Annotated in this window: 23 protein-coding genes; 5 read left to right on the forward strand and 18 right to left on the reverse strand. The window is 45.4% G+C overall.

Annotated features, from left to right (window positions below):
- The first annotated feature begins 170 nt into the window (after positions 1-170).
- The 3 genes from FCL46_RS07110 (at position 171) to FCL46_RS07120 (ending at position 2,746) form a co-directional block, all read left to right on the forward strand.
- Positions 171-1,121, forward strand: coding sequence for an IS1595 family transposase (locus tag FCL46_RS07110; protein WP_176371594.1), 951 nt, complete (start codon positions 171-173; stop codon positions 1,119-1,121).
- A gap of 63 nt (positions 1,122-1,184) precedes the next feature.
- Entirely contained in the window at positions 1,185-1,652 is a 468-nt protein-coding gene (locus tag FCL46_RS07115) for a hypothetical protein (RefSeq protein ID WP_136806939.1), read from the forward strand.
- A 614-nt stretch (positions 1,653-2,266) separates the two neighbouring features.
- Positions 2,267-2,746 (forward strand): hypothetical protein, encoded by a 480-nt coding sequence (locus tag FCL46_RS07120; protein ID WP_136806940.1) that lies wholly within the window; start codon positions 2,267-2,269, stop codon positions 2,744-2,746.
- 252 nt (positions 2,747-2,998) lie between these two features.
- Here the strand turns inward: FCL46_RS07120 and FCL46_RS07125 are convergent, their stop codons facing one another.
- The 7 genes from FCL46_RS07125 to FCL46_RS07155 form a co-directional block, all read right to left on the reverse strand.
- Positions 2,999-3,667 carry a response regulator gene (locus FCL46_RS07125; RefSeq protein ID WP_136806941.1) on the reverse strand — a complete coding sequence of 223 codons (669 nt, stop codon included), beginning with the start codon at positions 3,665-3,667 and terminating at the stop codon, positions 2,999-3,001.
- A gap of 317 nt (positions 3,668-3,984) precedes the next feature.
- Positions 3,985-4,953: a sulfotransferase family protein gene (locus FCL46_RS07130; protein ID WP_136806942.1), complete on the reverse strand. Its 969-nt coding sequence runs from the start codon at positions 4,951-4,953 to the stop codon at positions 3,985-3,987.
- 1 nt (position 4,954) lies between these two features.
- The gene (locus tag FCL46_RS07135) at positions 4,955-6,307 is read right to left on the reverse strand and encodes an oligosaccharide flippase family protein (RefSeq protein WP_136806943.1); all 1,353 of its coding nucleotides are present in this window, start codon (positions 6,305-6,307) and stop codon (positions 4,955-4,957) included.
- Between the two features lie 49 nt (positions 6,308-6,356).
- Complete coding sequence (locus FCL46_RS07140; protein WP_136806944.1) at positions 6,357-7,391, reverse strand: glycosyltransferase family 2 protein; 1,035 nt, start codon at positions 7,389-7,391, stop codon at positions 6,357-6,359.
- The gene (locus tag FCL46_RS07145; protein WP_136806945.1) at positions 7,379-8,704 is read right to left on the reverse strand and encodes an O-antigen ligase domain-containing protein; all 1,326 of its coding nucleotides are present in this window, start codon (positions 8,702-8,704) and stop codon (positions 7,379-7,381) included. Before FCL46_RS07145 ends, FCL46_RS07140 begins: the two co-directional genes overlap by 13 nt.
- On the reverse strand, positions 8,659-10,083 hold the full coding sequence (locus FCL46_RS07150) for a GumC domain-containing protein (protein ID WP_136806946.1): 1,425 nt from the start codon (positions 10,081-10,083) through the stop codon (positions 8,659-8,661). The genes FCL46_RS07145 and FCL46_RS07150 overlap by 46 nt, the downstream gene beginning before the upstream one ends.
- Positions 10,084-10,087: 4 nt before the next feature.
- Complete coding sequence (locus FCL46_RS07155) at positions 10,088-11,170, reverse strand: polysaccharide biosynthesis/export family protein (protein ID WP_167505845.1); 1,083 nt, start codon at positions 11,168-11,170, stop codon at positions 10,088-10,090.
- 427 nt (positions 11,171-11,597) lie between these two features.
- On the opposite strand from FCL46_RS07155, the gene FCL46_RS07160 reads away from it, so the two are divergent.
- Positions 11,598-12,953 carry a sigma-54-dependent transcriptional regulator gene (locus tag FCL46_RS07160; RefSeq protein WP_167505846.1) on the forward strand — a complete coding sequence of 452 codons (1,356 nt, stop codon included), beginning with the start codon at positions 11,598-11,600 and terminating at the stop codon, positions 12,951-12,953.
- 334 nt (positions 12,954-13,287) lie between these two features.
- On the opposite strand, the gene FCL46_RS07165 is transcribed toward FCL46_RS07160, so the two are convergent.
- Positions 13,288-14,565, reverse strand: coding sequence for a SpoIIE family protein phosphatase (locus tag FCL46_RS07165; RefSeq protein ID WP_136806949.1), 1,278 nt, complete (start codon positions 14,563-14,565; stop codon positions 13,288-13,290).
- The gene (locus FCL46_RS07170) at positions 14,552-16,522 is read right to left on the reverse strand and encodes a sensor histidine kinase (RefSeq protein WP_136806950.1); all 1,971 of its coding nucleotides are present in this window, start codon (positions 16,520-16,522) and stop codon (positions 14,552-14,554) included. The genes FCL46_RS07165 and FCL46_RS07170 overlap by 14 nt, the downstream gene beginning before the upstream one ends.
- Before the next feature lie 249 nt (positions 16,523-16,771).
- On the opposite strand from FCL46_RS07170, the gene FCL46_RS07175 reads away from it, so the two are divergent.
- The gene (locus FCL46_RS07175) at positions 16,772-17,737 is read left to right on the forward strand and encodes a metallophosphoesterase (protein WP_136806951.1); all 966 of its coding nucleotides are present in this window, start codon (positions 16,772-16,774) and stop codon (positions 17,735-17,737) included.
- Between the two features lie 45 nt (positions 17,738-17,782).
- Here FCL46_RS07175 and FCL46_RS07180 read toward each other — a convergent pair whose 3' ends face one another.
- The 9 genes from FCL46_RS07180 to FCL46_RS07220 form a co-directional block, all read right to left on the reverse strand.
- A complete protein-coding gene (locus FCL46_RS07180; RefSeq protein ID WP_136806952.1) occupies positions 17,783-18,232 on the reverse strand; it encodes an ATP-binding protein in 450 nt (149 codons plus the stop codon).
- A 14-nt stretch (positions 18,233-18,246) separates the two neighbouring features.
- Positions 18,247-18,588 (reverse strand): STAS domain-containing protein, encoded by a 342-nt coding sequence (locus FCL46_RS07185; protein WP_136806953.1) that lies wholly within the window; start codon positions 18,586-18,588, stop codon positions 18,247-18,249.
- 85 nt (positions 18,589-18,673) lie between these two features.
- Positions 18,674-20,077 carry a glycosyltransferase gene (locus FCL46_RS07190; RefSeq protein WP_136806954.1) on the reverse strand — a complete coding sequence of 468 codons (1,404 nt, stop codon included), beginning with the start codon at positions 20,075-20,077 and terminating at the stop codon, positions 18,674-18,676.
- Between the two features lie 13 nt (positions 20,078-20,090).
- A complete protein-coding gene (locus tag FCL46_RS07195; protein WP_136806955.1) occupies positions 20,091-20,438 on the reverse strand; it encodes an STAS domain-containing protein in 348 nt (115 codons plus the stop codon).
- 1 nt (position 20,439) lies between these two features.
- Positions 20,440-21,150, reverse strand: a complete 711-nt coding sequence (locus FCL46_RS07200) for a sugar transferase (protein WP_136806956.1) — start codon at positions 21,148-21,150, stop codon at positions 20,440-20,442.
- Positions 21,151-21,164: 14 nt separating this feature from the next.
- Positions 21,165-22,514, reverse strand: a complete 1,350-nt coding sequence (locus FCL46_RS07205; RefSeq protein ID WP_136806957.1) for a WecB/TagA/CpsF family glycosyltransferase — start codon at positions 22,512-22,514, stop codon at positions 21,165-21,167.
- Between the two features lie 420 nt (positions 22,515-22,934).
- Positions 22,935-23,417 (reverse strand): ferritin-like domain-containing protein, encoded by a 483-nt coding sequence (locus tag FCL46_RS07210; protein ID WP_136806958.1) that lies wholly within the window; start codon positions 23,415-23,417, stop codon positions 22,935-22,937.
- Positions 23,418-23,667: 250 nt separating this feature from the next.
- Complete coding sequence (gene ada, locus FCL46_RS07215) at positions 23,668-24,744, reverse strand: bifunctional DNA-binding transcriptional regulator/O6-methylguanine-DNA methyltransferase Ada (RefSeq protein WP_136806959.1); 1,077 nt, start codon at positions 24,742-24,744, stop codon at positions 23,668-23,670.
- Between the two features lie 23 nt (positions 24,745-24,767).
- Complete coding sequence (locus FCL46_RS07220; RefSeq protein ID WP_136806960.1) at positions 24,768-25,691, reverse strand: DMT family transporter; 924 nt, start codon at positions 25,689-25,691, stop codon at positions 24,768-24,770.
- Positions 25,692-25,751: the final 60 nt, after the last annotated feature.

Below are 25,751 nucleotides of genomic sequence, written 5' to 3' on the forward strand. Positions count from 1 at the left end.
GCTCCAATTTCCCGTTGAGTTGGACGATATGTAACTCTAAATCAAAACCTTTATGCCTGAAAAATATTTCTGATTACGTATAAAGCTCAGCTATTTTTTTAGGGGTATCACTATATGAGTACCCTGTCCTGTTACACTACCTCCATACCACTAAACAAATGGAGGTAAATATGGCGAAAAATTCAATCCAGTTCCAACCAGGTCTCAGCTTGCAAGAGTTTATCTCAAAATACGGTTCTGAAGAACAGTGCTATCAAGCACTTTTCAGATGGCGTTGGCCTAATGGATTTAAATGTCCAGAATGTGGCCACGATCGCTATTGCACCTTAAAATCAAGAAAACTCATGCAGTGTAACAGATGCCGATCTCAGGTTTCAGTGACTGCCAGAACGATTTTTGACTCGACTAAGTTGCCGTTGACTACTTGGTTTCTCAGTATTTATCTTGTCACACAATCTAAAATTAGCATCTCCGCTCTGAGTTTGAAGAGAACTGTTGGTGTCTCTTATAATACAGCCTTATTGATCAAGCATAAAATACAACAGGTTATGAAAGAACGAGACGATTCAAAACCTATTTCAGCAACCCTTGTACAAGTTGACGACGCTTATTGGGGCGGCAAAAAACGTGATGGTCGCAGAGGCCGCGGGGCAACAGACAAAATACCTTTTGTTGCTGCAGTTTCAACGAATGAGAATGGTCATCCACTTCATATGCGTTTTAGCCAAGTTGCCTCCTTTACAAAGAAAGCTATCATTGATTGGGCAGCTAAACATCTTTGTAATGGCAGCGAAGTTGTCACCGACGGCCTTCTCGGTTTTGAAGGCCTTGATGATGCAGGTTTTTCTCACAAAGTAATTATCACAGGAGGTGGACCTGAAAGTGTTAAAATTGCTGATTTCAAGTGGGTTAATACTATCATCGGCAACGTTAAGAGGTCATTCCATGGTACATTCCACGCAATCAGCAAAAAACACTTTGGGCGATACCTCGCTGAATTTTGTTATCGTTTCAATCGCAGGTTTGATCTGCGACAGCTGCTACCCAGATTCACTTACGTGGCTCTAAGAACTCCACCGATGCCACAAAAGCTTATAAGAGTGGCTGAGCTTTGTGGGTAATCAGAAAAATATTTATATTATTTTAAGAAGACACGGAAGCAACGGTCTTTTCTGTTTATCAGAATGGGGATTGTTCTTTTAGGGTATATAGCTGCACTTTATCTAGTTGAATACTATACTGATTTTAATATACCTGAAGGTGTTCACGATATAATCGTGATCGCATTTTCATCGGTTGCAATTATATTGTTTTATGTCGCATGGTGGCTTATCAAGAATCCTGCAACATACGAGGCATTTATTACTAGCAAAGAACTCTCAATAAGCTATCCCGAAAGTATGTCATGGTCCTTCACTGTGAAAATTGAAGATATTAAAAGAATTGAGCATAGACAAACTCATTCAAGTGGAGGAAAATCCATTGTAAAAACAGGGGTGCTTATGGAAAATTCTGATTTTCATGAAATAAGTATGAATTATGGAAATAGCGTTAATAAGATGTTTAAAGTTTTGAAGTCTATTAACCCAGAAATAACTTTTCCAAAAACTGTCAAAAAAACTTTTTACCTGTTTGGTAAGAAAATACGGTAATGCATAGAAAAAATCTTGGGTTTGTGCAAAAATGCTATTGGAAAAAGGCTGTTAAGAAGTGGGAGCAGTTTATCGGGCGTTTTACAGATAATAGTCAATTCTATACTAATATTGACCCATAATAATGGACACATAGTTAAACCTACCTTGTAATTTTCCGCCTCAATTTCAATATGATCCTGCATTAAAAATGCAGTACGCGCATGGTAAGGAAATTGCTATAGGGCTCTCCTTTTTTTTAAAACTTACTTTTTAATCTTAAAAAAGCATAATTTGGCCAGATGGTCATTTATTGTTCTCACCATCGTAAGTATATTTGGTGCAGTACTTTTTCTTACAATAGAACTGTTTTCTGATCGTGTTGGTCCAATTCTTACTGTTGTGCAAATTGTAATGCAAGGAGTTGCCGTGTATTTTTTAGCACAACATTCAGTAACTACTTGGATTAAAGATCGTAAAAATGTTAAAGCTACCTGTTTTCTCACCGAGCCTGCTGAGGCTCCCCGGTGAGCCTACCGTTACACGAATAGAATATCTAGATGTCCGATGATGGGCAAACAATAGGGTTCTGCTATATGTCGGAACCGTGCGAAGTAATGAGGTTGTTATAAGAAATGGAAGCTGAACTGAAACACCTGGAAGATGTAGAATTGGCAAACGGCGTTGTTGTACGGTTTTATAATGAATCCCGCAGGGTGGCCGGCGATCGCTGGCAGGTTAACGTGCGCTATGATGCAGTTGTTCCTGTCTCTGAAGCATTTTGGAGTCTGGTGAGTGGAGAGCCGGAATTGATAGACGAGATTCGTGCTACCTTAGGTTCAGAGATAGTCCTTACCAATCTCAATGAGCGGAATTTTATTTCAGAGGAGGAAAAGGAACCGTTGATCGCAGAAATAGTCAACCGGGCTCGGGAAAATATGCTCGGCTATTTCGCTGATCCTTCGTTTCCCGAGAGCTATTTTAAACGTCGTTTTAAAGAGGCGCGCGAAGAAATTGAGCGGAAAAAGCGAGAGGTGTGGGTTGAGGACAACGATGATACCGAAGAGCCGGATGATTTTTCCCATCTTTTTTCAGATGTGAAAAAGAGCGATTAACGTCAAACAATTCAGGGGTTGTCTTGTTGTATTCTCACCTGGTTTTCATACTAAACTGCCCTTTGGTTCAAGTTCAGCGTTGCATGTCAGATTTTTATCCTCAGGTAAGTGAGGAACGAGACTCCGAGATATCAAAAGTATCCCTACGGTAAAAATCTCATACGCGCCTTGGTGTTGAACCAAATGAGTAGTTTTGGGATGGAAATGCACATTATGAACTCTTATACGAGTAGTATAATGAGATAACCCCAATTACAAGAAATCCAGCATATGACTATCGGCGAACACATTTATTCCTAGAAAAGTCTTCATTAAATAAAGAGCAATAAGAACTGTGATTCCAATAGTTAAAAACAGCATGAACACCATGATTATTGTACCGGATGCTGCAAGAGCTGTTGTCCAGATGTTTGAGAGTATTGAGACGGTTGCCTTTCTGAATCTCTGTGCAATGTAGGGGAGGCCTTTAATTTCTTCTAGAATACGGAGGTATTCAGTGGTTATCGTATCAGTTTCCACTGATTTGACATGATGTTCGTAGGCGCCTGAAACTGATTTCTTAATATCGTCTTCATGTAAGGGTTTTTTGATATATTTAAGAACACCAACTTCGTTTACAGCAAAATAGAGCAGGTCTTCATCAATTCCTTCACTCATCAGTACGGGTTGAAGGTGTTTGAACTCATTTACTATTCTACTCATAAATTGTAACCCACTCTCACCAGCCAGATTTTCGTTACATATCAATACACCTACAAACTCCTGTAACAGTACAGAATATCCTTGTTCTGCATTAATAGCCGTCAACACTGTGAGTTCCGGTTCAAAAAGTTTTTTGAAGAGGGAGATAACAGCCGGGTCTTCATCGATTACCAAGAGCAGTTTAGATGGTTTTGACTGCTTTGCGGAGAGGGATGTCATTACGAAATCCTTTATAGTCCTTTCGTTGGTTGTCGACTTCCCTGCCTGGTTGAGGGGAAAACAGCCAGTGAAAGTGGTTTAGGGCCAAGAATATGAAACGATGCTTCAGGCTTTCAATCAGGCTTTTTGCGCGCAACTAACCTTTCAACCCAACATATTTGCATTGCACACTACTTAGTACCCGACAGAAAACCGCCAATTTCCCCAATTGCTTCGTTGCTTTCGAATTGTAATTCTCAAAATACTTTGAGTAGTATTCCGGTTAAAATTATCGGCCACTTTAAACTTCAAAAACGTGCAGTTTTTTCGTTCAGACACTATTTAGGAGATTTCTGATAACTGCTCACAACGTTGTTTTCCATATTTCGATGCCTGTTTCGATTGCGGAGATAGCATACAAATTCATGACAATAGCGGGTGAGAATACGGGTTCTTGATAGAGTCGGCATTTGATCAAAAGTGAGATCGTAACCAAGTTTTTCTAGTAATAACCTGGAGAAAGGGTAACTCTCGAAATCACGTAGTTCTTGTTGGCTGAGGTTTGCTCGCCACGCATCAGCCTTTGAAGCCTGTGGTCGTTTACCTACCAGTTTGTGCTGTGTTTCGGTAAAGCCGGGGATAACAAGCCCACCACCGTTCACCATGGTATCTGTATATGGAATGTCTGCGAATATACAGAGTTCTTCTAAGTTCTTTTCAGGATCTTTAACGAGTTTTTCGAAAAATACGCGTTGGCAATTATCTGATTCCACAAATTCTACAATCAGGGCCTGCTGTAGCCGCTCTGCCCAGTGACGAGAGGCGCTGTAGGCATTGTTGGGGCCCCAGTCCAGATGCCTGAACGAGTCGCATACAGCACGTCCGTCCCGAATGATGTGAATAAAACGGGCATCCGGGAACACTGATTTTAATAATGCGTAATACTTGAAATTATCTGGAGTGTGGTCAATCCACACACCTGCTTGAGTTTTGCCAGGCTGAACCCGCATCAAATAGAGTCTGATTATACCCTCAATAGTTTCGCGTGGTTTATCTATATTGATGACCTCTGCCAGTTCTTTTTCGCTTGCCTGTAATCCCCAGGCCGCAAAACGAAAATTATCAACGAGCCAGTGTGCAACTTCTTCAGGGGAGGAAAATGCTTCAAGTTGAAAATGCAGCAGCATCTCATGAAAGAACTGAGATTCAGGTGTGGTGATTGTCTGTTCAGTGCAGCCGAGCATGTCGCCAAGCATTGTGGTGCCGCTACGGTCACAGCCGCTTATAAACACAGGCCTAAAATTCATATCAACCTCCTGCTCCAGCACGGGAGCCGAATACTAATAAAAATGGAAGATTCAACCGTTTCTGAACCTGAAAACAGCAGGCAAGGTTATTGAAAACCATCGAAATGCTCACTGCCATTGCGGCACCCGAAGCGCCGAAGGTTGGGATAAGTACGGCTGAAAGGATGATGGTAAGTAGTGTTGTTATAATCAGAATATTACGAAGTGTTTTTTCATTTCCTGTCATTGCGAGCAGATAGCCGACAGGGCCTGTAACGAGGTTGAACATCTGGCCGGCCGCAAGAATCACAAGCGAAGTGCTTGCCGCGGTAAACTCTGTACCAAAGATATTAAGAATGAATCCCGGCCAGCAAACTAATATCCCGACAGGAAAGATGCCAAGGAGCACAAGCATGCGCGTTGAGCGTTGGGCCAGATCCATGAATCCTGTCATGTCATCAGCATCATGAAAGGAGGCGAAGCGCGGGGCGGTGATTGATGACAAAACGATTATTAACAGACCAAGCTGAGCTGAAAGGCGATAGGCTACATTATAACTGCCTGCTTCCGCACCGTCGGAGAAGATGCCTAAAAAGAGAAAAGGGGTCCAGAGCATTCCGTAATTCATCAGTTCAATAAGCGTTAGCGGAATGCAGCTTGCGAGCAGTGACCGTGTACTGACAATGGTAACACCTGCACTGGCAGGAAATGATTTCTGAACGACAATCCAACCGAGCAGTGCTGTAAAAACGGTTGCTGCCAGGTAACAGATACTCACTGACAATGCGCTGAATGTGGTGAAGACCGAGACAACGCTTAAAAGAAGAATGGTCATGGTAGGAAGGGCAGCCACTTCAATGAACCCACCCCAGGCGGGTTTACCCATCGCTTTGAGCATTGCGGCCTGTATGCCAAGGAGTGAAAAAGGGATTATGCTTATATTGATAACGTTGAGTACGTTGGCATATTCGGAATTTTTCAGGACTACCGGTGCAAGTATTGGTGAGAGAGCCAGTATTGCAACGGCAAGTATCAGACTGAACAGGAAACTGATTATCATCGATTTTCGATAAATCGCACGGGCCTTGGCCCAGTCCTCCAGCATTACCGCTATTCCGGCGAGGCGTTGCAGTGCGGTGTCAAATCCGAATTTTGCCAGGATTGATAACAGCATCATCATTGTAATTGAGAGGTAAAATGCACCACTTGCTTCCGCTCCCAGAAGTCGTGCCAGCAAAAACATCAGAACAAATGAGCTGACCGGGCCAAGACCGCGGGTAAAAAGAACACGTATCACTGATTTGATCAGCGAACGTGAACCTTCATTATTGCTCTGGTTTTCCGAGTTTGTGCTTTCTATCTGGGTAGTCGGCATATCTGGTCTCCTGGCAATGAATTACTTTATGGTTTGCACGTTGCGTAATTCATGAAGGATGGGATTCCAGGTCGTGTTCGATGCGTCTGGCCTGAAGCTTTCCTATCAATTTTTGGGCAATACCTTCAATGGACAGATACAATTTTTGCGGGCAGATCAGCAGCAGATATGATGCACCGAGAGTGAGTATGGTGCGACCCGGTTCCTGAAACAGGATCTGCGGATCTGTTGCGAGAGCACGATGTACAAGTTTTGTGGCCATACGTCCGTCGCGCAGGCGGATTGCCTGTCGTGCCAGGTACCTTAACTGAAACGCCCGTGCACGATTTTCCCATTTATCTATAAATTCAGGGGCATATGTTCGCGTTTTGCTGATAACCTGCTCCCAGGATTCAAGCTGCTTAAGCAGGTTGGCAGATAACCCTCCGGCGTTGAGCCGATAGAAGGTAAGTGCCTCGGGTAAACCTTCGATGACCCAGTCGGTGGTGATTGCGATCCGTATCCAGCATTCGATATCTTCTGAGCGTCGTAATTCCGAGTCAAAATAGCAGTCTTCTTCTTCACCTTCAAAAACGAAACTGAAGCGGATGGCATCAAATACTTCGCGTCGTATAACTGGTGCAGAACCGTTGCCTATCGGGTTACGGCAAAGGTAGTAGCCAGGTTCAATGTCCTTTAGACGCGGCATTTGATAGCATGCATTAGGCGTACCATCTTCGTCAATGAATGCCGAGCGGCTAAATGAGATGCCGACTTCGGGATGTGAGACAAGATGTTTATGGTGGAGGCTGAGTTTGTCAGGGTGCCAGCAATCATCAGAGTCAAGAAAAGCAAGAAAAGCACCTTGTGCGTTTCGGACACCTGTGTTGCGGGCTCCGGCAAGCCCACGGTTTATCGTGTGCCTGATGATTTTGATGCGGGGATCATTAAACTCTTCGCAAATGGAGATGCTGCTGTCCGGTGATACGTCGTCTATAATAAGCAGTTCAAAATCTGTAAATGTCTGGTCGAGAACGGACTGTACTGCTTTTGCGACAAAGCGTTCAACATTATAGACCGGCATTATTACACTTATTTCGGGCATGTCGGTTCTCCTTCCGGGGGTGGTGATTGTTTTGACAGTTTCGCGTGGGAAGCGATCAGGATGTCCCGATGCGCCATACCTATAATCATCAGAGCAGGCCATACCAGATAGGCCAGTATTTCGAGGTTTTCACCGAAGGTATACATAAAGAGCAGCATCATCATGCCTAACCCAACCCTGACTATGGCCATTTCACCGCTCCACCATATGAGTTGCAGCATGCCAAAAGCCATGGGTATGAGTAGTGCGCAGAAGCCCACAATACCTTTGACGAAAAGCAATCCGTACCAGCTGTGATGTGACCCGATCGGCATGAATTCAACCAGATGGGGCCCGCGTTCAACAATTCCATGCCCCCAGATCGGTGCCTCATTTTGCCATCTATCAACAGCGATTCTGCCGAGTGCTTCACGAACACGTGACGACCCTGCACGGGCAGCGCGAAAAGCCTGCCAGAACTGGTTGACCAGCTCGTAAAGGGTGATACTGATAAGACCGATTATTCCCGTTGCAGCGCCAACAATAAACGGAGTGGCCGGATGCCGAATAAAGGCTATGACCCGTACAATAAGCCACACCATTACGATTGCGATCAGGGCCAGTCTGGATTGCGACATCAGCACCATGAAAATCGAAGCGACGATACCTATAATTTTCCATTTGCGTGATTCGTCCTGCAAGGCGAATATGAAAAATATATTCGCTACAAAACCGAGAGCTGGGGCCCATGGGGTAAACAATCGCCAGCGTGGAGTACCCGAACCCGGGTCGATTTCATAGAGGTTCAGAGCAAAAAATTCAGGACCGGGACCGCCAACTGCTTTGAGTGGTGAAACCCAAAGCGTCTGAGGTAAACCGACAACCCATGCCCCGACAAACAGAGGTAAGAGCAGCAGTGTATGCAGACAGACATGATTGGCAGCTCTGTAAATAAGTTTAGATCGGATATTCAGGCAACCCAGTAGAGGAAATATGGCAAGCAGAGCCCATCCTTTAGCCCACCCAACTGAAGATTTAATGATTTTGCCTACTCCGAGGTCAAAATTGATATGGCCCATAATGAGGCTGATTTCCATGACCAGCATGCCGATTATCCAGATCCATAGAGCCAGTGGGATGTGGCCACGAGGCAGGCCGGGATGGCTTCCACCTTCATGATAGTAACGGATGAGCATGATAAAGAGCATAACCCAGGCTATGACCGGGGCGACGACATACAGCGCCCCGATCAGGTAAAAGAAGTACGTGCCACGAATAGAGTACCAGACTATACGTTCTTCAAGATTTTCTGGAGATATGGTTTCCGTATCCATAAGAGTATGAGGCCAAATATAACAATACATGTGCCGAGTGCCGCTCCGACCAGAGCCAGTGTTCGTGGCAGCATGTCGGGCTTTTTCGGTTTCTCCGGCGCTGAAAATAACTGAACCATCGGGTATGTTGCGAAACGATCAGATTTACCCAGATCAATCCTTGCAAGCGCGGTAGTGAATACAGCCGTAGCGACCTGGAGTTTTCGCTTGAGATCTTCGAGTCTGCTTGCCTCGATGGTACTCTTTTCGAGCATTTCCTGTTGTGTTATGATACTTGCTTCCAGCGTAATGATCTGGCTGGCCATTCCCTGCTGACGGCTGTGCATTTCAATGAGTTTGCTGAACAGTTGCTTATCACCTGAACTGCCAATCATGGCGAGTTTTTCAGGGTCAACCTGTGAGTGACCCGAGATATCCAGAACTCGTGAAAGCATGGCCTGTTTCAGCTTATCATGAATATCCCTTGCGGTGATAACCGCTAAATTTTTTTCTCCCCACTGCGCTCTTGCCTCCGCAAGTACCGCTGCTGCTGTGGCATATTTTGCAGTGAGTTCGATATACAATGGGTCGCTTTGCAGATTAATGGCTGCGAAAGCCATTTCGGGTTGTATTGACAAGGTGTCTTGAAGTGTTTTCAGCTGTGTTTTCAAACCGTCATGTTCCGCTATTATCTCGCGCAGAGTAGTCCGTGCCCGTTCAAGTCCCAAGGTAAGTTCGGCGAATTGCTCTAGAGAGACTATGCTTGATTGTGCCTGATATTCAAGAGTGTCTTGTTGTGCCTGTTCGAGTTTGTCGCGGAATCCGCTGAGCATCATATTTGTGGATTCTTCTGTTCGCTCCTGTTCATCATTACGTAGTCGCTCAAGTTCCAAGTGAAAGGCGGAAAATAATGCTTCAGATTTATTATATGCCTCTTCTCCGGTTCTGCCGCTGTGGCGGAATTCAATTAATGCTGTTTGATCAACGAGTTTGATCACAGGTTTGCCGTACTCTTCTTTGCTGAGGCCTGCTGCCTTAGCAGCAGCATTCAGAACCTGAGGACTTGAAGCTATAGCCTTGTAATTAACTTTTGGATCAACTGAATGGCTTGTGTAAGGGGATTTTACATTTGCGGTAGCCTGACCAACACTTTCTAGTGAGACAGTCTGCCCGGCACCGCCGCCTGGCAGAATCAGCGTCCAGTTACTGTAGTATGACGGTTTAACTCCAACTAAGAAAAATACTACGGGAATCCAGATGACCATCATGGCGGCGATCGTTATGCCGAGGTACATGTAAAAACGGCGTACGCTCGGTAAGTTGCTGCCGTGCGTGACAAACCTGAGAACTTTAAGGGCGAAAACTTTTAAGAGCGCATATGGAGAACTGCTTTCAGCCATGCTGTTAAAATAATGAAAATGGGACAATAATGTCGAAAATCGTATTAGCAATTTCGCGGATATTAGTGACACCGGAGTCGTAGCAGCCTACGCTGTCATTGGGCATCAGAAATACGTTGATATCATCATTGTCAGGGTTCATAAGCAGTTCCTTTATTGATCGGGTTTCTACTTCCTGCTTGCCGTTTAGCGGGTTTTTTCGCACCAGAACCCCATACCTTGCAGCATTTGTAGATACTGTACCACCGAAGCAGTTCGCTGCTGTCATAGCGGTGATAAGGCGCGAGCCGTAGGGCAGGCTTGTAGATTCTTTACCGATTGCGGAGGTGGCGTTGCTTCGTGATGGGACTGTTAAGTTTGAAAGGAAAACCCTGATGCCGGGAGCTGTGATGATAGATGGCACGAGCAGTTTTCTATCCATTTTGCCGGACGTGGGTACAACGATGGTGTCTCCTGTCATTAGCGGAATGGCTGGGATAGGTCTGCCATCTGTGACTCCGGACAGATCCACGATTCTGGATACACCATTACGGATTAAAGTGATTGTGTCTATGGCTGCATCAGGGCGAACTCCGCCTGCACTCCGTAATGCTGCGGGCAGCAAACGTTCTGGCGGGAAATCACCGGAATACTGTGTTGATTTTTGAGTCCGCTCTTCAGCATCGCGAACATTTATAGTTACTATCCCCGAATTGAATACTGCTCCACCTACATTTACCTGAATCGAAGCCCACTGTTGCACGCGTACACTGACCCAAACCCGTGATGGGCGGAACTGTCCAGATTCCACCAGGGCGGTTGCTATTAAGGTTTCGGCATACGAAACATCATGTCCGGCAACGTGTTGAGAGGGGAGATACGGGATATTGACAGCACCGTCAATATCGACCTCATATATTCCGCTAAAGTCGTCGCCATTATGAACACGAATATGCAGGCGGTCACCGGGGGAGAGAGCAGGGCGCAACTCTGACCACCTCGGAAGTTCTGTGCTGCTGTTGAGAATCTGATTAGCTGTAATTTCATCCTGAACGCGCTGTAATGCTAGATCTTCTACGTTCATTTGCTGGAATACATGATCAGGCATTTTGTCCGAAATTCTGTACGGTGTGCAGGAGGCAAGGAGCATAAGTATGAAAAAAAGGGGAGGGATTACTTTTTGAAATCGGGATGAAAAATATCGTGTTCTCATAATATTCCTGCGTACGTTTTCCGCGTATGTGTCCATGTCCCCTGGAGGGTGTGGGAATCTTTGCGGACTGGTTTTCTTCACTTTAAAGAGCAACAGATGTGCCAGGATGTTCTGTTTATAGGTAATGGTTTGGCATTAATATGAAAAATTATTCCCAGCTGATTGTACAGTTTAAGCATGACTATCAAATTGAGAGACGATGATCCGAGTTGCTCTATATATTTGAAAGGAATTTAAGGGAAACTTCTGGATATCACTCTGGGGGAGGCATATACTTTGATATATACAGAGTTTCGTTACGATAATGATCAGAGAATACGAGATGACAATGTCCAGAGGGCGTTCACGGTTCACAATATTGATAGTCGATGATGAAGAGCAGGTGCATAGTTCCCTGCAGCGGTTCTTCTCCAGATATAATTATGTCATCCTTTCAGCAAAGAATGGTGAAGAAGCGTTGGATAAACTGGATGGAGTAGCAGTGGATCTCATGTTGCTTGATCTGCTTATGCCTGGCATTGACGGAATGACTGTATTGAAAAAGGCCTGTGAGAAGGTACCTGATCTAAAGGTAATTATTCAAACAGGGCATGGTGGAGTTGCCGAAGCGGTAGAAGCCTTGAAGCATGGTGCCTCTGATTTTCTAGAGAAAGGGGCCTCGCCTGAAATATTGCGTAAGCGTGTAGGGCAGATCTACGAATTGTGGCTGCTTGAGCAGAAAAACAAGGCGCTGGAAAGGCAGAGGTCGATAACTTTCAGCTATGATCAGATGGTTGGCGAATCTCCTGCGATGGCCAAACTCAAAGATATGATTGTGCGGGTTGCTCCGACTGACACAACTGTGCTTATTCAGGGAGAGAGCGGCACTGGAAAAGAATTGATTGCCAGGGCAATTCACCATCACTCCGCGAGAGCAAAGCAGCCATTTGTTGTGGTTGATTGCGCTTCAATAAGTGAAACAGTAATAGAATCGGAACTGTTTGGGCATACAAAAGGTGCATTTACAGGAGCGGATTCAGCTACGCTTGGTTTGATACGCGCAGCCGATAAAGGTACGCTCTTTCTTGATGAAGTTGGTGAACTTTCGCAGAGTGTGCAGGCAAAATTTTTGCGAACAATCCAGGAAAGGATCGTTCGACCGGTTGGGTCGACCAGAAATTACTCTGTTGATATTCGAATAGTTGCCGCGACCAACAGAAACCTGCTTGATGAAGTTTCTGCCAACACATTCAGGCAGGATCTCTATTACCGCCTGACTCCTGTTACGCTGATTTCGCCACCTTTAAGGGAGCGTAAAGGTGATATTGAACTACTCGCAGATCGTATACTGACTCAGTCGAGCGGGAAAGATGTGACTGTATCAGCCGAAGCCCTGGCGATGATAAAAGCGTATGACTGGCCGGGCAATGTGCGAGAGCTTGAAAATGTGCTTAAAGGAGCGATGGTTTTTGCATGTGAGTCCTGCATTCGGCCAGCTGACCTCCCACCGGCAGTTGGTGGTGAGCCTTCGCCTGCCAATGCTGAAGAATTGCTTCCTGCGGGAACTCTTGCTTCGTATGAACTGGAGGCAATTCGGAGCGCTCTTGCTCTGGCCGATAATAACCGCAGGAAGGCTGCGAAGATCTTAAATATTTCAGAAGCAACTCTGTACCGTAAAATTAAGCAGTATAGGTTGTGAGGGTTAAGGACTAGGACTGAGGGGCAAGGACTAAGGACTGAGGGGTAAGGACTGAAGACTGAGGACTAAGGACTGAGGGCTAAGGACTGAGGACTGAGGACTGAGGGCTAAGGGCTAAGGGCTAAGGACTAAGGACTAAGGACTAAGGACTAAGGAGTGAGGAGTGAGGAGTGAGGAGTGAGGGGTAAGGAGTGAGGGGTAAGGAGTGAGGGGTAAGGAGTGAGGGGGAAGGAGTGAGGGGGAAACTGTAGAAGCTGCAGGTGGATTCGAAATGTAGCAAATTTGATTTGATATACATAAGAGGCTGGCTGAGTTTCGGTGGTAATCAGGTGGGTTAATTCTGAATTCGTACCGAGATACAGGAGAAAATATCCTTTAAGGTGGTGCATCCTGTAAATTTCATAACATCTTGTTTTAACCTTTCAAGGAATAGCGAGTTTGGTACATGTTGGTTGTGGCAGACAAATTCGGCCAGTCGCTGAGGTCCGTAGTTATTACCTGCATAATTTTCGGCCTGGGTAATACCGTTGCAATAAAATATAAGCTGGTCACCGGGGCTAAGGGGGACTGTCGTTGCCTGGTAATTTGCCTGTTCGATAAGCCCGAGCGGCATGCTCTTCCCTTCAAGGAATGAATAGCTGCCAGAATGTGCACAGTAATGAATTGTCTTGCTGTGGCCGCAGTCGCAAAAGGTTAGTGTACTGTTTTTGAGGTCAAATTTAGCGTAGCAAAGTGTCACGAACACATTGAGGTCAAGGAGCTTTTGGATTATGAGATCATGAATTCGGTCAAGTGTTGCTTCGAGTAAAGTCTTATCAGTAACCGTATGATTTGAAGAGTTAGCCTGGCTGGCTCCGGCAGAGTTGTATTGGACCAATGTTTTGAGAATCAGCGTTTTGATACCCGCCCCGATAAGAATAGATTGAACTCCTTTCCCCATAACGTCACCGAGAATGAGGTCGAACCTGCTGCTGTCGTAGGTGACAAAATCATAAAAATCGCCATCCAATTGACCTGAAGGAAGACAGAGGGTTGTTATCTCTGCTCCACGTATCTGTTGAGGAACATCGGATTGCAGGAGTTGAGTTTCGATAAGCAGATGACTTGCCAGAGCATCTTTTTCCAGTCGTTCTTTCTCAGTGCTTAATTCTTTCAACTCTTTCAGGGTGGACTCAAGGTAATTGTTTGAGTTTGAAAGCTCGACAATAAGCTCTTTTTGCTGGCTTTTCAGCAAATAATACTGTGCGGCATCAAGGATGATTTTTTTGAATAGTACAGGCTCCAGCGGCTTTGAAATAAAACGGAAAACTTCACCCGTGTTGATACTTGCTATGGTCTGTTCAACGTCTCTTGTGGCACTCAGGATCAGTCGAAGGGTTTTGGGATAAAGCTCTTTCGCCTGACGTATTAACTCAAGACCTGTCATATCCGGCATTCGAAGGTCAGTGATCATGATGTGGATATCCTCTGTTTTCAGCGTTTCAAGTGCCTCTTTTGCGCTATGGACGAATACAGTACGGTAGGGTTCTTTTTTGAGGAAGCGGCGGAGAGCACTCAAAATGTCGGGTTCATCATCGACAAAGAGGATTGAAAGCTGATCAATGGTCATCATGTGCGGAGTCCTCCTGAGATCCAACGGGTAGCGATAGGGTAAAGACAGAACCTCCTTCTTCGGGGCAGTCGAGTTGTAATGTCCCGTGATGTTTGTGAACGACGATATCGTAAGAGATGCTCAGGCCAAGACCGGTCCCCTGGCCTGGGGCTTTGGTGGTGTAGAACGGCTCGAAAATCCGGTTACGATGTTCCGGTGCTATGCCCGGGCCGTTATCCCGGATCTCGCAGAAGACGGTTTTATCGTGCTGCCATGTTTTAATGCTTATGATTCCCTTGGCCTCGTGTTTGGCAGAGGCGATTGCATGGGCGCTGTTGATGATGAGGTTAAGAAAGACCTGGTTCAGTTGTTCAAGTGAGCAGTATATCTCGTCGATAATTCCGAGGTCTGTGGTTACATCTGCGTGATATTTATATTCGTTCTGAGCGATTGTAAGCGTGTCCTCAATCCCTTTATTGATATTGGCCCAGGCAAAATCACCAGCCTGGTCTGAGCGCGAGAAATCACGCATCGACTGGATGATTTTGGCTATCCGGTCAAAACCACGCTCAGACTCTTTGAATAGTACGGGAATGTCTTTCTGCAGATAAGAGATATGCAAATTTTTTTCATTATTGCGCACAAGGGCCAATGACTCATGCAGCGATGGTTCAGCCTCCGCCAGTTGTATGAATTCGGAATAGTGTTTGAGCATTTTGAGCAGATCTTCAAAATCATCAGTGAGCGTAGCAAAATTAGTACGTACAAAGTTGATGGGGTTGTTTAATTCATGGGCAATTCCCGCAGCGAGTTGTCCTACTGAAGCCATTTTCTCCTGCATGACGAGCTGGGATTGTGTTTTTTCAAGCTCGTTTGTCCGCACATGAATCTCGGCTTCAAGTGTCTCATTGAGTTTTCGAAGCTCTTCTCGACTGCTGTGTAGTTCCTGTGTTCTTTCCTGAATGCGTAATTCGAGTGTATCCCTGGTTTCCAGCAGTGCCTTTTCCCTTGAATGTAATTGATTGATCAGCCAGTCGGTATCTTTTGCCAGTGCAGAAATTTCATCAAGCTGCTGGTTTGTTGGCAGGGGTTTGTGGCTGCTGCTTGTATAGAATTCATGTACATGTTCTCTCAGTTGCTGAAGAGGACGGATATACAGTCTTTTGGCCAGTGCAATAGAAAGCAGTAGAAAGAGTATTGCGGTACCCATGATTCCGACAATGAGTCGGATGATTATTCTGTTGCGGGCCCAGTCGAGCAGATCGCGATTCCATCTGTAGGCGATATCTATATTGAGATCAGGCATAGCCAGCATATTTATCTGACCTGTGAGGCTGGGGCCAAAGGAGCCGATCACCGCTCCTTGGTGAATAAGTTCTATCTGGTAATAATTCAGGTCGTTTTGAATATAATGAAAATCGGCGAGTTCAGTGAGTTGTATCTCAGCAACCAGAGCACCGAGCGGCTGAGATTGAACGTAGACCGGTACAGCGATCCGCCAATACCAGTGCCTATCGTTGGTGCTGAGCCCCAGATATCTGTTTTGCCTGCCTGTCATGAGTTCAGTAAGCCATATTTCATGTGTATAACTGAACAGGGGCTGGGCGAGAGATGAATGGAGTATTTCGCCGTGAACATCAAGCAGAGTTATCTGGACTGTGCTTCCCAGCAGCGAGAGATCCTTCATGTAACGTGCAAGCTGTGCCTGAGAGGTTGCTGGTGTAAGTAATCCATGGGTTATGTCAGGACGCTTAGACATATCTGAAAGCGCAGTCAGCCGATAGTTAAGGAAGGAATGAATAGCCTGACGGATTTCCTGTATGTCCTGCTCAATCATGCTCTCCTGGATTTTGCCGACTGACCTGTCGACCTGAAAATAGACACCGGTGCTTACTACTATCGTCAGGATAACTGCTGCAGCGATGGAGTAGGCGACAAGCGCTTTTGAAATAGAAAACTGTGAGGAGAGAATTTTCATTCGAGTGTCATTCTGATGTCCATGCTACAACGATTGAAGTTGCTAGTGTTAGTGCAAGTGTACAGAGCTAGAATACAAAAGAGTTATAGATCCTGAACAGAGTGTATACTCTTTCCATTATATGGGGGAGGGCAGCTGCGTCCAGAAATTCTTAAGGTATTTTCTCAGGCTTTTTAGATTCTGTGATTAAAGGTGCGTGCCGGATCTATGGATGTTGAAATAACATCTTCAGGAGGATAGGATTTATCCATGCAAATTACAAACGAGTATAATAGACCGATGCGTACATTGGGGCTGGACAGGCGGAGTATCTGGGCGACGGTACGCTGCTCTATGGAAGCGGATAACTATAAGCAAAAGCTTAACGGTGGTAGGCGACGGCATCACTGGAGAAGTTTTGAGACGCTTTTAAAGGTTTTTGCTTTGGGACTGAAGGTTACATCGCTCTATGATCGCGGTATTGCCAATGCCAGAGCCCTTGAATTACGATGCCATGATGTTCCGCTTAAAAATCTGCCGACAGCCTTTGAAGGCTTTACAATTCTCCAGATTACCGATCCGCATTTCGATTCGATGCCGTCTGTCGACGACAGAATCATTGAGCTGCTACGTGAACAAGAAGTGGATGTTCTTGCTTTCACAGGGGATTATCGTAATGCAATTCATGGGAAATTTCGCCAGGTATTACCAGCAATGGAGAACGTAGTGCGTGCGACGAAAGCACGTGAAGGAGTGCTGGCGGTTCTTGGTAATCATGACACGGTCTTTATGGTTAATCCGCTGGAAGAGATGGGAGTGCGGGTATTAGCAAATGAGACGGTGAGCTTTGTCCGCAATGGAGAGACTTTGCATATCACCGGAGTGGATGATGTCCATTATTACTATACGGAGATGGCTAGGGATGCTATGGAGACGGCGCCGTCAGGGTTTCGAATTGCGCTTGTTCACTCGCCTGAACTGTATGATGTCGCAGCGGAATACGGATACGATTTGTATCTTGCCGGTCATACCCATGGCGGCCAGATCTCTCTGCCAGGCGGAAGACCGATAGTAAAACATCTAAACGTAGGAAAACATCTGGGACGTGGAGGCTTCTGGCAGCATGGTTCTGTTACCGGCTATACCAGCAACGGTGCAGGAACTTCAGGGATTCCTCTTCGTTTCAACACGAAACCTGAAATAACGTTGTTTACACTCAAGTGTGATGGGCAGTGACAGGTCGAGTACGTGCTATATAACGTATATAAATGATTGTAGGGTTCAAATTGCTAACGTTTCTTTCTGAAGGTGTTTTTTCATGGTGATAATGTTCCAGCCATCCTCATGGGAGTAGTTGACATTATCCATGGTCGATTTCATCAGGTGTATTCCATATCCACCTTCAGGTAATGAATCGAAATCAGGGGTCGGTACTTCGTCGAAAGCAAATGGAGGGTTGTGATCCTTTATTTCTATGATGAGCTGATCTTTTGTGAGTCTGAAGCATAATGTGAAATCAGACTCTCCGTCATCGGGGTTAGGGCTGTGGCGTACGGCATTAGTACAGGCTTCACCGACTGCGAGTTCTACCTCATTGATAAACGCTTCATCAGCATCAGGTTCGGTGCCCATCACCATACCATAAAACGTTCTGGCCACATGAGCTGCAGCGATGGAGCCGAGCTGGGCATGCTCAAGAGTAGACTTGAGTTCGATTTCCATCAGTTTCATGAAAAATTTCCCTTCTAATCTGAGCTGAAGCTTCTGACTGCAGCCTGCGGGTCGTCATAGATATCGAATACCTGATTGAGTCGTGTCAGGTCGAAGACTGATCTGATTTTATTCGTAAGTGCGGCAATTTTAATATCTCCATCTTTTTCCCGAAAAGCTCGCAGGAGTGAGACGAGGCTACCGAGTGCGGTACTGTCTACGAAGGTGACGGCTGCCATATCAAAGACCAATCCTCCGGAAGTCTTTATAATGAGGCTGTTCACAGTACTTTTGAAATCCTTTACAGTACTTGCGTCGAATCGGCCTGAGAGAGTAATTATAGTGACACTATTTTCGGTTGTGTGGGTGATATCCATATCGTGCTCCTGATTTTCTTTCCCCCGGCCGAATTCTGTATATACGGGAGGGATGTGGTATAAATCTCATGTATATTGCCGAGGATCATTGGTGCATAGTCTTGTTGTCCGGCCCGGTGAGTAGGGCTTTCGCCAGCATTTTAGTATCCTGAACAACACTGCGATGTGCAGCATAGAAACGTTCTGCTACTTCTGATTCAATCGTACCCGGGGCAATATTGTCAGCTTCGGTGTAGGAGAATACACCGGGGGCATATTCCGGAAAGCTTTGGAGTGATTGATGATTCTCACTGGTTGCCGGTAACAGCAGGTTGCCGATAAGGCGCATCTTTCCTTGTATAGCAAGCATCAATAGAGGGATTTTTTCGAGATAGAACGTTGAAAAGAGTCTGCCGGTGAGTGTCTCTTTGTTTGAGGCGATGGTGTTAACCTCAACAGTATCACCTGTATGGTTGATGTAACAACGTATCTGTTGTTTTTTCCAGTCCCCCTGCAGTTTGCGAAGGATGCCAAGAATGAGGTAGGGGATGCCTAAAATAAGCAAAAGGATGACAGCCCCAATGCTGCTGATAAGCTGGCGAATTCTTTGCCAGGGTATCACGGGACTGATCTCTGAGAACAGGAAGGCGTCTTCGATGTCGATACTTTCAGCATCTGTTCCGCTGAAAATAGTCCTGCCGCTGACTATCTTTTTATCTACATACAGATTGCGGCCCAGGTAACTCCCTTCCAGAACGGCGCTTTCTTTTACCTCTGTAGCGGAGTCGATGATGACATTTTTATCTATTACCGCACTGGGGCCGATAACTGCTTCACCAAGTAACCGGACATTATCACCAATGATTACCGGAGGGTTGATAACTACATCTTTACCTATTTCTACATTGCGACCAAGAATCGTACCTTTGTCAGCGCTGTAACCCGGTAGTACATAGTTATCCTGTTCTTGTGCCAGCACCTCCATACATATCTGATATATATCTTTGACTGATTCAAGCGATGAGAGTGACAATTCAGCATCAAGTGCGGAAGGGGACATGCTCTGTATTTCCTTGCTGTCCCGACCGAAACGTATGGCACCTGTAGTGCAGCTTATCATCTTTCCTGAGTCAGAAGTTTCCTGCCAGTTGCGGTAATCGAGCTTTTTATCATAATGAATGAAAAAGAATCCCTCCAGCATGAGTAGCGGGGTGTTCTGGATGAATTTATCGTTTTTCAGAAGAATGGAATCGATTGAATCTGAGTCTCGCGAATTGCTAAAGCTTAGTTCGATACCCCAGCGGCTCCCTGTGCCGAGATAACTCTCAATTTCAGGAGATGGTTCGTCAAAAATGAGACGTGCCGATGTGCAGCCGTTAAGGATGACGAAATCGAGCATATACTCTATCAAGGGCTTGTTGCAAATGCGAAGCAGTGCTGGATGCTTGCCGGGGAAGGCATCTTGAACCCAGGAATAATATTTTTCGCGTATACATATGAGTGCTTTCATTTCAGATCCTTTTCTACTGAGTAGAAGTTTTCTCAAACGAACTGATTGCTGTGTTGACGGTAGGATAGATTTTGAAGACCTGATCGGCTTTGGTCAGTTCAAGTAGCATTTTGACTTTAGCGTTGATTGCAGCAAGTCGCAGATCACCGTCCTGGCTGAGTGCCTTTTTCAATCCGATAACAAGCGTTCCAAGACCTGTAGAGTCAACATATTCAAGCTCACTGCAGTCTATAACAATATTGCTGGAGGTTTTGAGCGTGTTTAATAATTCTTCTTTCGTTGTTTTTGCTTCACTGCTCGCAAGGCGGCCTGTGAATTTTAAGAGCTGTATATCACCATGTTTTTGCTGTTCTATTTTCATACTAATATGCTCCTTTGCCCGTGAGAACTGCAGGAATGGTTTTGGCCAATATCTTGATATCCTGCCAGATACTCGTGCTTTTTATATACTGCAGATCCAGCCGTACCTGGCCGGTAAAGGGTATGTCACTTCGACCGCTTACCTGCCAGATACAGGTAATGCCGGGGATCACATGAAGTCGTTTTCTCTGCTCTAATGTGTATTGTTCTACTTCCACAGGCAGTGCGGGCCGGGGGCCGACAAGGCTCATGTCACCTATGAGGACATTGACGAGTTGCGGCAACTCATCGATACTGAACTTGCGTATAATCCTACCTGTGCGTGTAATTCTCGGGTCATTTTTCATCTTAAAAATAACCCCTTCGGATGATTCATTTTGTTCGGCAAGTTGCTCTTTTATTTTTTCCGCATTGATGACCATTGAGCGAAATTTGTAAAATTTAAAGTATCTGCCATCTTTGCCGACCCTGATCTGGTTATAGAAAACAGGTCCGGGGTCTTCGAGGTAGATGGCGATGGCGGTGATGGCAAACAACGGGAAGAGCACTATTAACATTATCCCGGAACAACAGAGGTCGAACACGCGTTTGACGAGCATGGTCAAACGGACGGTGTGCCTGAAAAACAATAATTTATTTCTGTAGCGACGGTCTTTGAGTGTTTCCGAGAGATTGTCCGCCTGCTCCATTCGGGAATCTTCTTTACTGGCCATAATGCTCTCCTGAATTACGTATGATTCCGGATTTTCCATAACAGCACCCTGGCGAGAAAGAGTGGGTTGCCGATAACGTAGCGCTGCCACATGCGTCCGGGTTCCTGCAAAATTCGATATACCCATTCAAGTCCGATTTCCCGAAGCCAACGCGGTGCCCTGCGGGTGTTGCCTGAGTAGAAGTCAAAAAGGCCGCCAACCCCCAACACCACTCCGGCATTGAGGCTGCTTTTGTTCGTTGAAATCCATCGCTCCTGTAGTGGTGCACCAAAGGCGACAAGGACGATATCGGCACCTGAACTGTTAATTGCGTCTATTACCGGGCCGCTTTCACGTTCATGGTCAAAATAGCCGTCATGAGTACCTGCTACGGTTGCATTGAATTTCTGTTTCATGTTGGATGCCATAGCATCAGCGACACCTGGTTTGCCGCCAAGCAGGAAAAAGGAGAGGTTCTGTTCAGAAGCCATCTCAGAAAGAAATGGCAGCATATCGGTGCCGTTGATGTTTTCCTTCAAGGGGGTTCGCAGGATTTTACAGGCTATGGCAATGCCTATGCCGTCGGGATACACATAGTCTGCCTGCTGCAAAAGCGCTAAATAGTTGCTGTCTGTACGCGATTTATTAAGGCAGTCAGGGTTAATGAAAAATACCGATTCTGAAGTCTTACCGTCAATTGCAACTTCACCAATCTGTTGGACAGCTTCTTTCATTGAAACGTTGGAAAAGGTTACGTCCAGAAGATTGATATGATCTGCTTCAACGGGGATGGAGCTTGCAAAAAGATAGGCCGGGGCTGAGCGTAGCAACAACAGGAGATCTGAGGCGGGTCTTCTGGTAAAGCAATATTCCCAATCGGTATTGAGCTGGCCTTCATGAGCGATATTGCTGTTTTTCCGGACTTGCCAGAGGGAGAAAATTCCTGGTTTCAGTTGCTGGAGATAATTGTTTTCATTGAGGGCGGCGCTGGCGTCATGCTGTTTTATGCTGGTGCTGATAAGAGCCAGTTTGCCGTTAAGAATATAGGCATAGAGCGACAGGCTACTGACAATCTGCAAGGGGACATTGAAATACTTTATGGTCGTAGGAACACCGTTTAGACCGGTTATTTCGCGGTTGATAAAAATAGCTCTGCCTGAGAATAGCTTCACCACAAAAAGTATAAGCAGGAGAGGGAGTGCAAAGAAAATAACGACAGTCAGGCTGATGATGACCTCAATGAGCATATACAGCCAATCTCTGAGGGAGATGCTTAAGGGGACAGTTGCTTTAACGATGCGATGGCCGAGATGATTCTTTAAAGTAGATTCTAATTTACGGATATGTTCTGCCCGGCTTTCCTGCTCGTTTCCTGATCTGGACACTGTACAAACCTCCTGGCTGCGCAAGGAGCCAATGATTTCGAATTGAGTGTGCAATTTGAGAAAATCAAGCAACAGCTGTGCCAGAGAGAACGCGTTTAGGGTAAGATATTGATATTAATGAAGTGGATAAGAATTCGTTTATGTGGTCAGGGAAGTGTGACTGTCAAATTGAGAGAGGGGCGGAGGAGTGATGCTATAGTTTTGAAAGGTTTTGCCTGCTTGCTGCTTACCATATAGGCGTAGCGAGACGCCATTACGTGAATTACGTGAGGACAGATCGAAAATACTGAAGTTGGAGTAACACAGTATTGAGTGCTCAAATACGGTCGAGACTTGTTCCACAGAATATGCAGATCAAGTCTCGAATATTAAAAAAACGTGTTAGAGATTGTTCGGAGTCGTGGTAATCAATTTTTTATATCAACCACCCCATGGCATCTGGGTATACTCTTGAAAAATCTTATCATGAAGTTCTTTGAAAAAGGATTCGTGACCTCTTTCCCATTTAGCCAGAAGAGAAAGTGCTGACTTGGCTTTCCCCTCAGCTTTTCCAGCAGCGTTTTCGTAAAACTCCGAGAGATCTTTTTCTATGAGATACGCTGTCCGTAGGACAGCAACATCAGGAATCATAGACTCAATAACAGATTGATCGAGGAGTTCTTCTTTGGCGCGGCTTTCAAACCAGTCATCGCCCTCCAGAGCTGCGGCTGTTTTTGCAACCTGGTCATCAGAACCGGAAATCAATCCCTGAATGTATTCAATATGCTTAAGTTCTTCCGCTGCCAGTCTCGTGAAGACACCCGCAACAGTAGCGTGTGAAGATTTTTCTGCATTGGACTTGAAGAACTGGTAGCCTTCTTTTTCCCTCTGTAAAGCATACTCATATATTTTTTGCACGTTCATGCCGCTGCCTCCTGATACAGTGTAAGATTCTGTTAGGGATAGTTACAAGTGACACAATTCCGGAAACCTTGAAAAAAGTACTATCACAGTTCCCTGTAATAATTAAACACTCCACAACCCTATCCGATTTTGTTATTCGAATCCATTATAATTTTATAGAAATCGACTGTTTTTACGGGATAAAATTGGCACTAAATCGTAATTTGAACCCATGAAAGTTGCCCAAAAGACGGTGTGAAAAAAGGAATAATTACGCTTTATCTGCAGCCTTTTTTTCACGTTCTAACAGCTGCTTCTTACGATCCACTCCCCATCTATAGCCACTTATCCTGCCATCCTTGGTAATTACTCTGTGACATGGGATCAGAACACCGATTTTGTTTGATGCACAGGCAGTGGCGACGGCGCGTACTGCTTCCGGCTTTCCTATTTTTTCCGCGACCTCGGTATAGCTTAGAGTGTGGCCCGGCTTAATCTGGCGAAGGACGTTCCACACCTGTTGCTGAAATGCTGTTCCCTGAATATCTAATGGAATATGTCGTGCTTTATCAGGCTGCCGGATGAATTGTACAACGTCTTTAATGAGTCCTGTAAAGTCCGGCCCGGCTTTTTGGAGGAGTGCTTTCGGGAATCTATTCTGCACCATAGGCGCGAGTGCATTCGGGTCATCATCGAATTCAATTGCACATACGCCAATTTCAGTTGCCGCAACGATAATCCAGCCAAGAAAACACTCAGCGATTCCATAGGTAATAGTGACTCCTTCGGCCCCTTTTCTGTATACTTTTGGTTTCATTGCCAACCTGTCGTGCTGTTTGCTATATGCGCCACTGCTTGAAGAATATCCGGCGGAGTAGATTGCTTCTGTAACAGATTCGTCAGTTTTTAAACGTTGTTCGAAGCGTTTTGATGTGTGGCTTAGCGAATATTGTTTCGGGGTGAGGCCGACAATTTTTTTAAACTGCCTGTGAAAGTGATAAGGACTTAAGCCAGCTTCTTTTGCAAGATCTTCAAGTTTAAGGTGCGCTTCACTCGCTTCAATTGACCTGCAGGCCATGATGATTTTTTGTTCGATAGCAGTTTGTTGTGAAATCGATTGAGGTTTGCAACGTTTGCAGGCTCGATAACCTGCCTTTTCAGCTTCTTCGCGGCTGTCAAAAAACTCAACATTCTTCCTGTTTGGCAACCGTGAAGAACAATTTGGGTGGCAGTATATGCCAGTTGTTTTTACAGCATAAAAGAATTTGCTGACACTTTCGCTATCTCTGTTTAGGAGTGCCTGCCAGCGATCTTTTTCTGTACTGTAATTTTTTGTAGTATTTCCCATAGTGGTTTACCGAGTCATGCACGTTATGACAAACTGGCCGGGTGTATGATGTGTTTTTTTCGAAATCGTCTAAATATCCTGCCATCTATAGAAATAAGGCCTGAACCGATAAGTACCATGCCGAGATAATGCTGCAATTCTAACTGTTCGCCAAGAAAAAGTGTGCCGAGCAGAACAGCACTTACAGGAATGAGCAGGGTTACCAGTAGTACATTGGTTGCTCCTGCTGTGCTGAGAATCCGAAAATAGATAATATATGCTAGCGAAGTTGAAGCAAGGGCAAGTCCGGCAAGAGCAAACCAGACGTTTAGACCCGGCATTGGAAGTGAAAATGGCGTATCAACCACCAGGGCAATTGGAATAAATAGGATGGATGATGCAGTAACCTGACTGGTAGCGATGACCAGAGGTTGTATCTTTAATCTGCCAAACCTTCGTCCATAGATACTTGCGAGCGCATATGACATGGATGCCCCCAGGACGGCGAACTGGGCATACAGGTTTGTTCCCAGTCCACTAAGAGACTCTTTACCAATCATGATGGCTACACCGATTAAGCCTAGTGATACGCCGAGAAGTTTTAAGCGTGTAGCTTTTTCGTCTCTCGTTAGAAAATGGGCGGCAATTACGCCAAAGATAGGCGTAGTGGCGTTTAAAACCGATGCTAATCCGCTGGAGATGTGTGTTTGTCCCCAGACTATGAGAGAAAAGGGGATAAGGTTATTTATGATTCCCAAGCCAAAAAATGCGAGCCAGATAGTCGGTGACGTGGGTAAACGCAGACCTGACAAGTAGACTACCGCGATAAGGGCAACTGCAGCAACAGATACGCGAATGGCGACAATAGTAAACGGCGGCAATGCCTCTACTGCAATGCCTACAAAAAAGAAGGAGCCGCCCCATAAAACGGAAAGAATAATGAGTAAAAGCCACTCGAATGAACTCATTGATGAACCTGCTGTTTGCATGTATTGTCCTGTTGATCGATGATAAATAGAAACCTGATT

It is taken from the genome of Desulfosediminicola flagellatus (assembly GCF_005116655.2).
Lineage (GTDB): Bacteria > Desulfobacterota > Desulfobulbia > Desulfobulbales > Desulfocapsaceae > Desulfopila > Desulfopila flagellata.

Bases quoted from the DNA above. Each gene is read 5' to 3' on its own strand.
- FCL46_RS07110 (WP_176371594.1), top strand. From the start codon at position 171: ATGGCGAAAAATTCAATCCAGTTCCAACCAGGTCTCAGCTTGCAAGAG.
- FCL46_RS07115 (WP_136806939.1), top strand. From the start codon at position 1,185: ATGGGGATTGTTCTTTTAGGGTATATAGCTGCACTTTATCTAGTTGAA.
- FCL46_RS07120 (WP_136806940.1), top strand. From the start codon at position 2,267: ATGGAAGCTGAACTGAAACACCTGGAAGATGTAGAATTGGCAAACGGC.
- FCL46_RS07125 (WP_136806941.1), bottom strand. From the start codon at position 3,667: ATGACATCCCTCTCCGCAAAGCAGTCAAAACCATCTAAACTGCTCTTG.
- FCL46_RS07130 (WP_136806942.1), bottom strand. From the start codon at position 4,953: ATGAATTTTAGGCCTGTGTTTATAAGCGGCTGTGACCGTAGCGGCACC.
- FCL46_RS07135 (WP_136806943.1), bottom strand. From the start codon at position 6,307: ATGCCGACTACCCAGATAGAAAGCACAAACTCGGAAAACCAGAGCAAT.
- FCL46_RS07140 (WP_136806944.1), bottom strand. From the start codon at position 7,391: ATGCCCGAAATAAGTGTAATAATGCCGGTCTATAATGTTGAACGCTTT.
- FCL46_RS07145 (WP_136806945.1), bottom strand. From the start codon at position 8,704: ATGGATACGGAAACCATATCTCCAGAAAATCTTGAAGAACGTATAGTC.
- FCL46_RS07150 (WP_136806946.1), bottom strand. From the start codon at position 10,083: ATGGCTGAAAGCAGTTCTCCATATGCGCTCTTAAAAGTTTTCGCCCTT.
- FCL46_RS07155 (WP_167505845.1), bottom strand. From the start codon at position 11,170: ATGCCTGATCATGTATTCCAGCAAATGAACGTAGAAGATCTAGCATTA.
- FCL46_RS07160 (WP_167505846.1), top strand. From the start codon at position 11,598: ATGACAATGTCCAGAGGGCGTTCACGGTTCACAATATTGATAGTCGAT.
- FCL46_RS07165 (WP_136806949.1), bottom strand. From the start codon at position 14,565: ATGATGACCATTGATCAGCTTTCAATCCTCTTTGTCGATGATGAACCC.
- FCL46_RS07170 (WP_136806950.1), bottom strand. From the start codon at position 16,522: ATGAAAATTCTCTCCTCACAGTTTTCTATTTCAAAAGCGCTTGTCGCC.
- FCL46_RS07175 (WP_136806951.1), top strand. From the start codon at position 16,772: ATGCAAATTACAAACGAGTATAATAGACCGATGCGTACATTGGGGCTG.
- FCL46_RS07180 (WP_136806952.1), bottom strand. From the start codon at position 18,232: ATGAAACTGATGGAAATCGAACTCAAGTCTACTCTTGAGCATGCCCAG.
- FCL46_RS07185 (WP_136806953.1), bottom strand. From the start codon at position 18,588: ATGGATATCACCCACACAACCGAAAATAGTGTCACTATAATTACTCTC.
- FCL46_RS07190 (WP_136806954.1), bottom strand. From the start codon at position 20,077: ATGAAAGCACTCATATGTATACGCGAAAAATATTATTCCTGGGTTCAA.
- FCL46_RS07195 (WP_136806955.1), bottom strand. From the start codon at position 20,438: ATGAAAATAGAACAGCAAAAACATGGTGATATACAGCTCTTAAAATTC.
- FCL46_RS07200 (WP_136806956.1), bottom strand. From the start codon at position 21,150: ATGGCCAGTAAAGAAGATTCCCGAATGGAGCAGGCGGACAATCTCTCG.
- FCL46_RS07210 (WP_136806958.1), bottom strand. From the start codon at position 23,417: ATGAACGTGCAAAAAATATATGAGTATGCTTTACAGAGGGAAAAAGAA.
- ada (WP_136806959.1), bottom strand. From the start codon at position 24,744: ATGGGAAATACTACAAAAAATTACAGTACAGAAAAAGATCGCTGGCAG.
- FCL46_RS07220 (WP_136806960.1), bottom strand. From the start codon at position 25,691: ATGAGTTCATTCGAGTGGCTTTTACTCATTATTCTTTCCGTTTTATGG.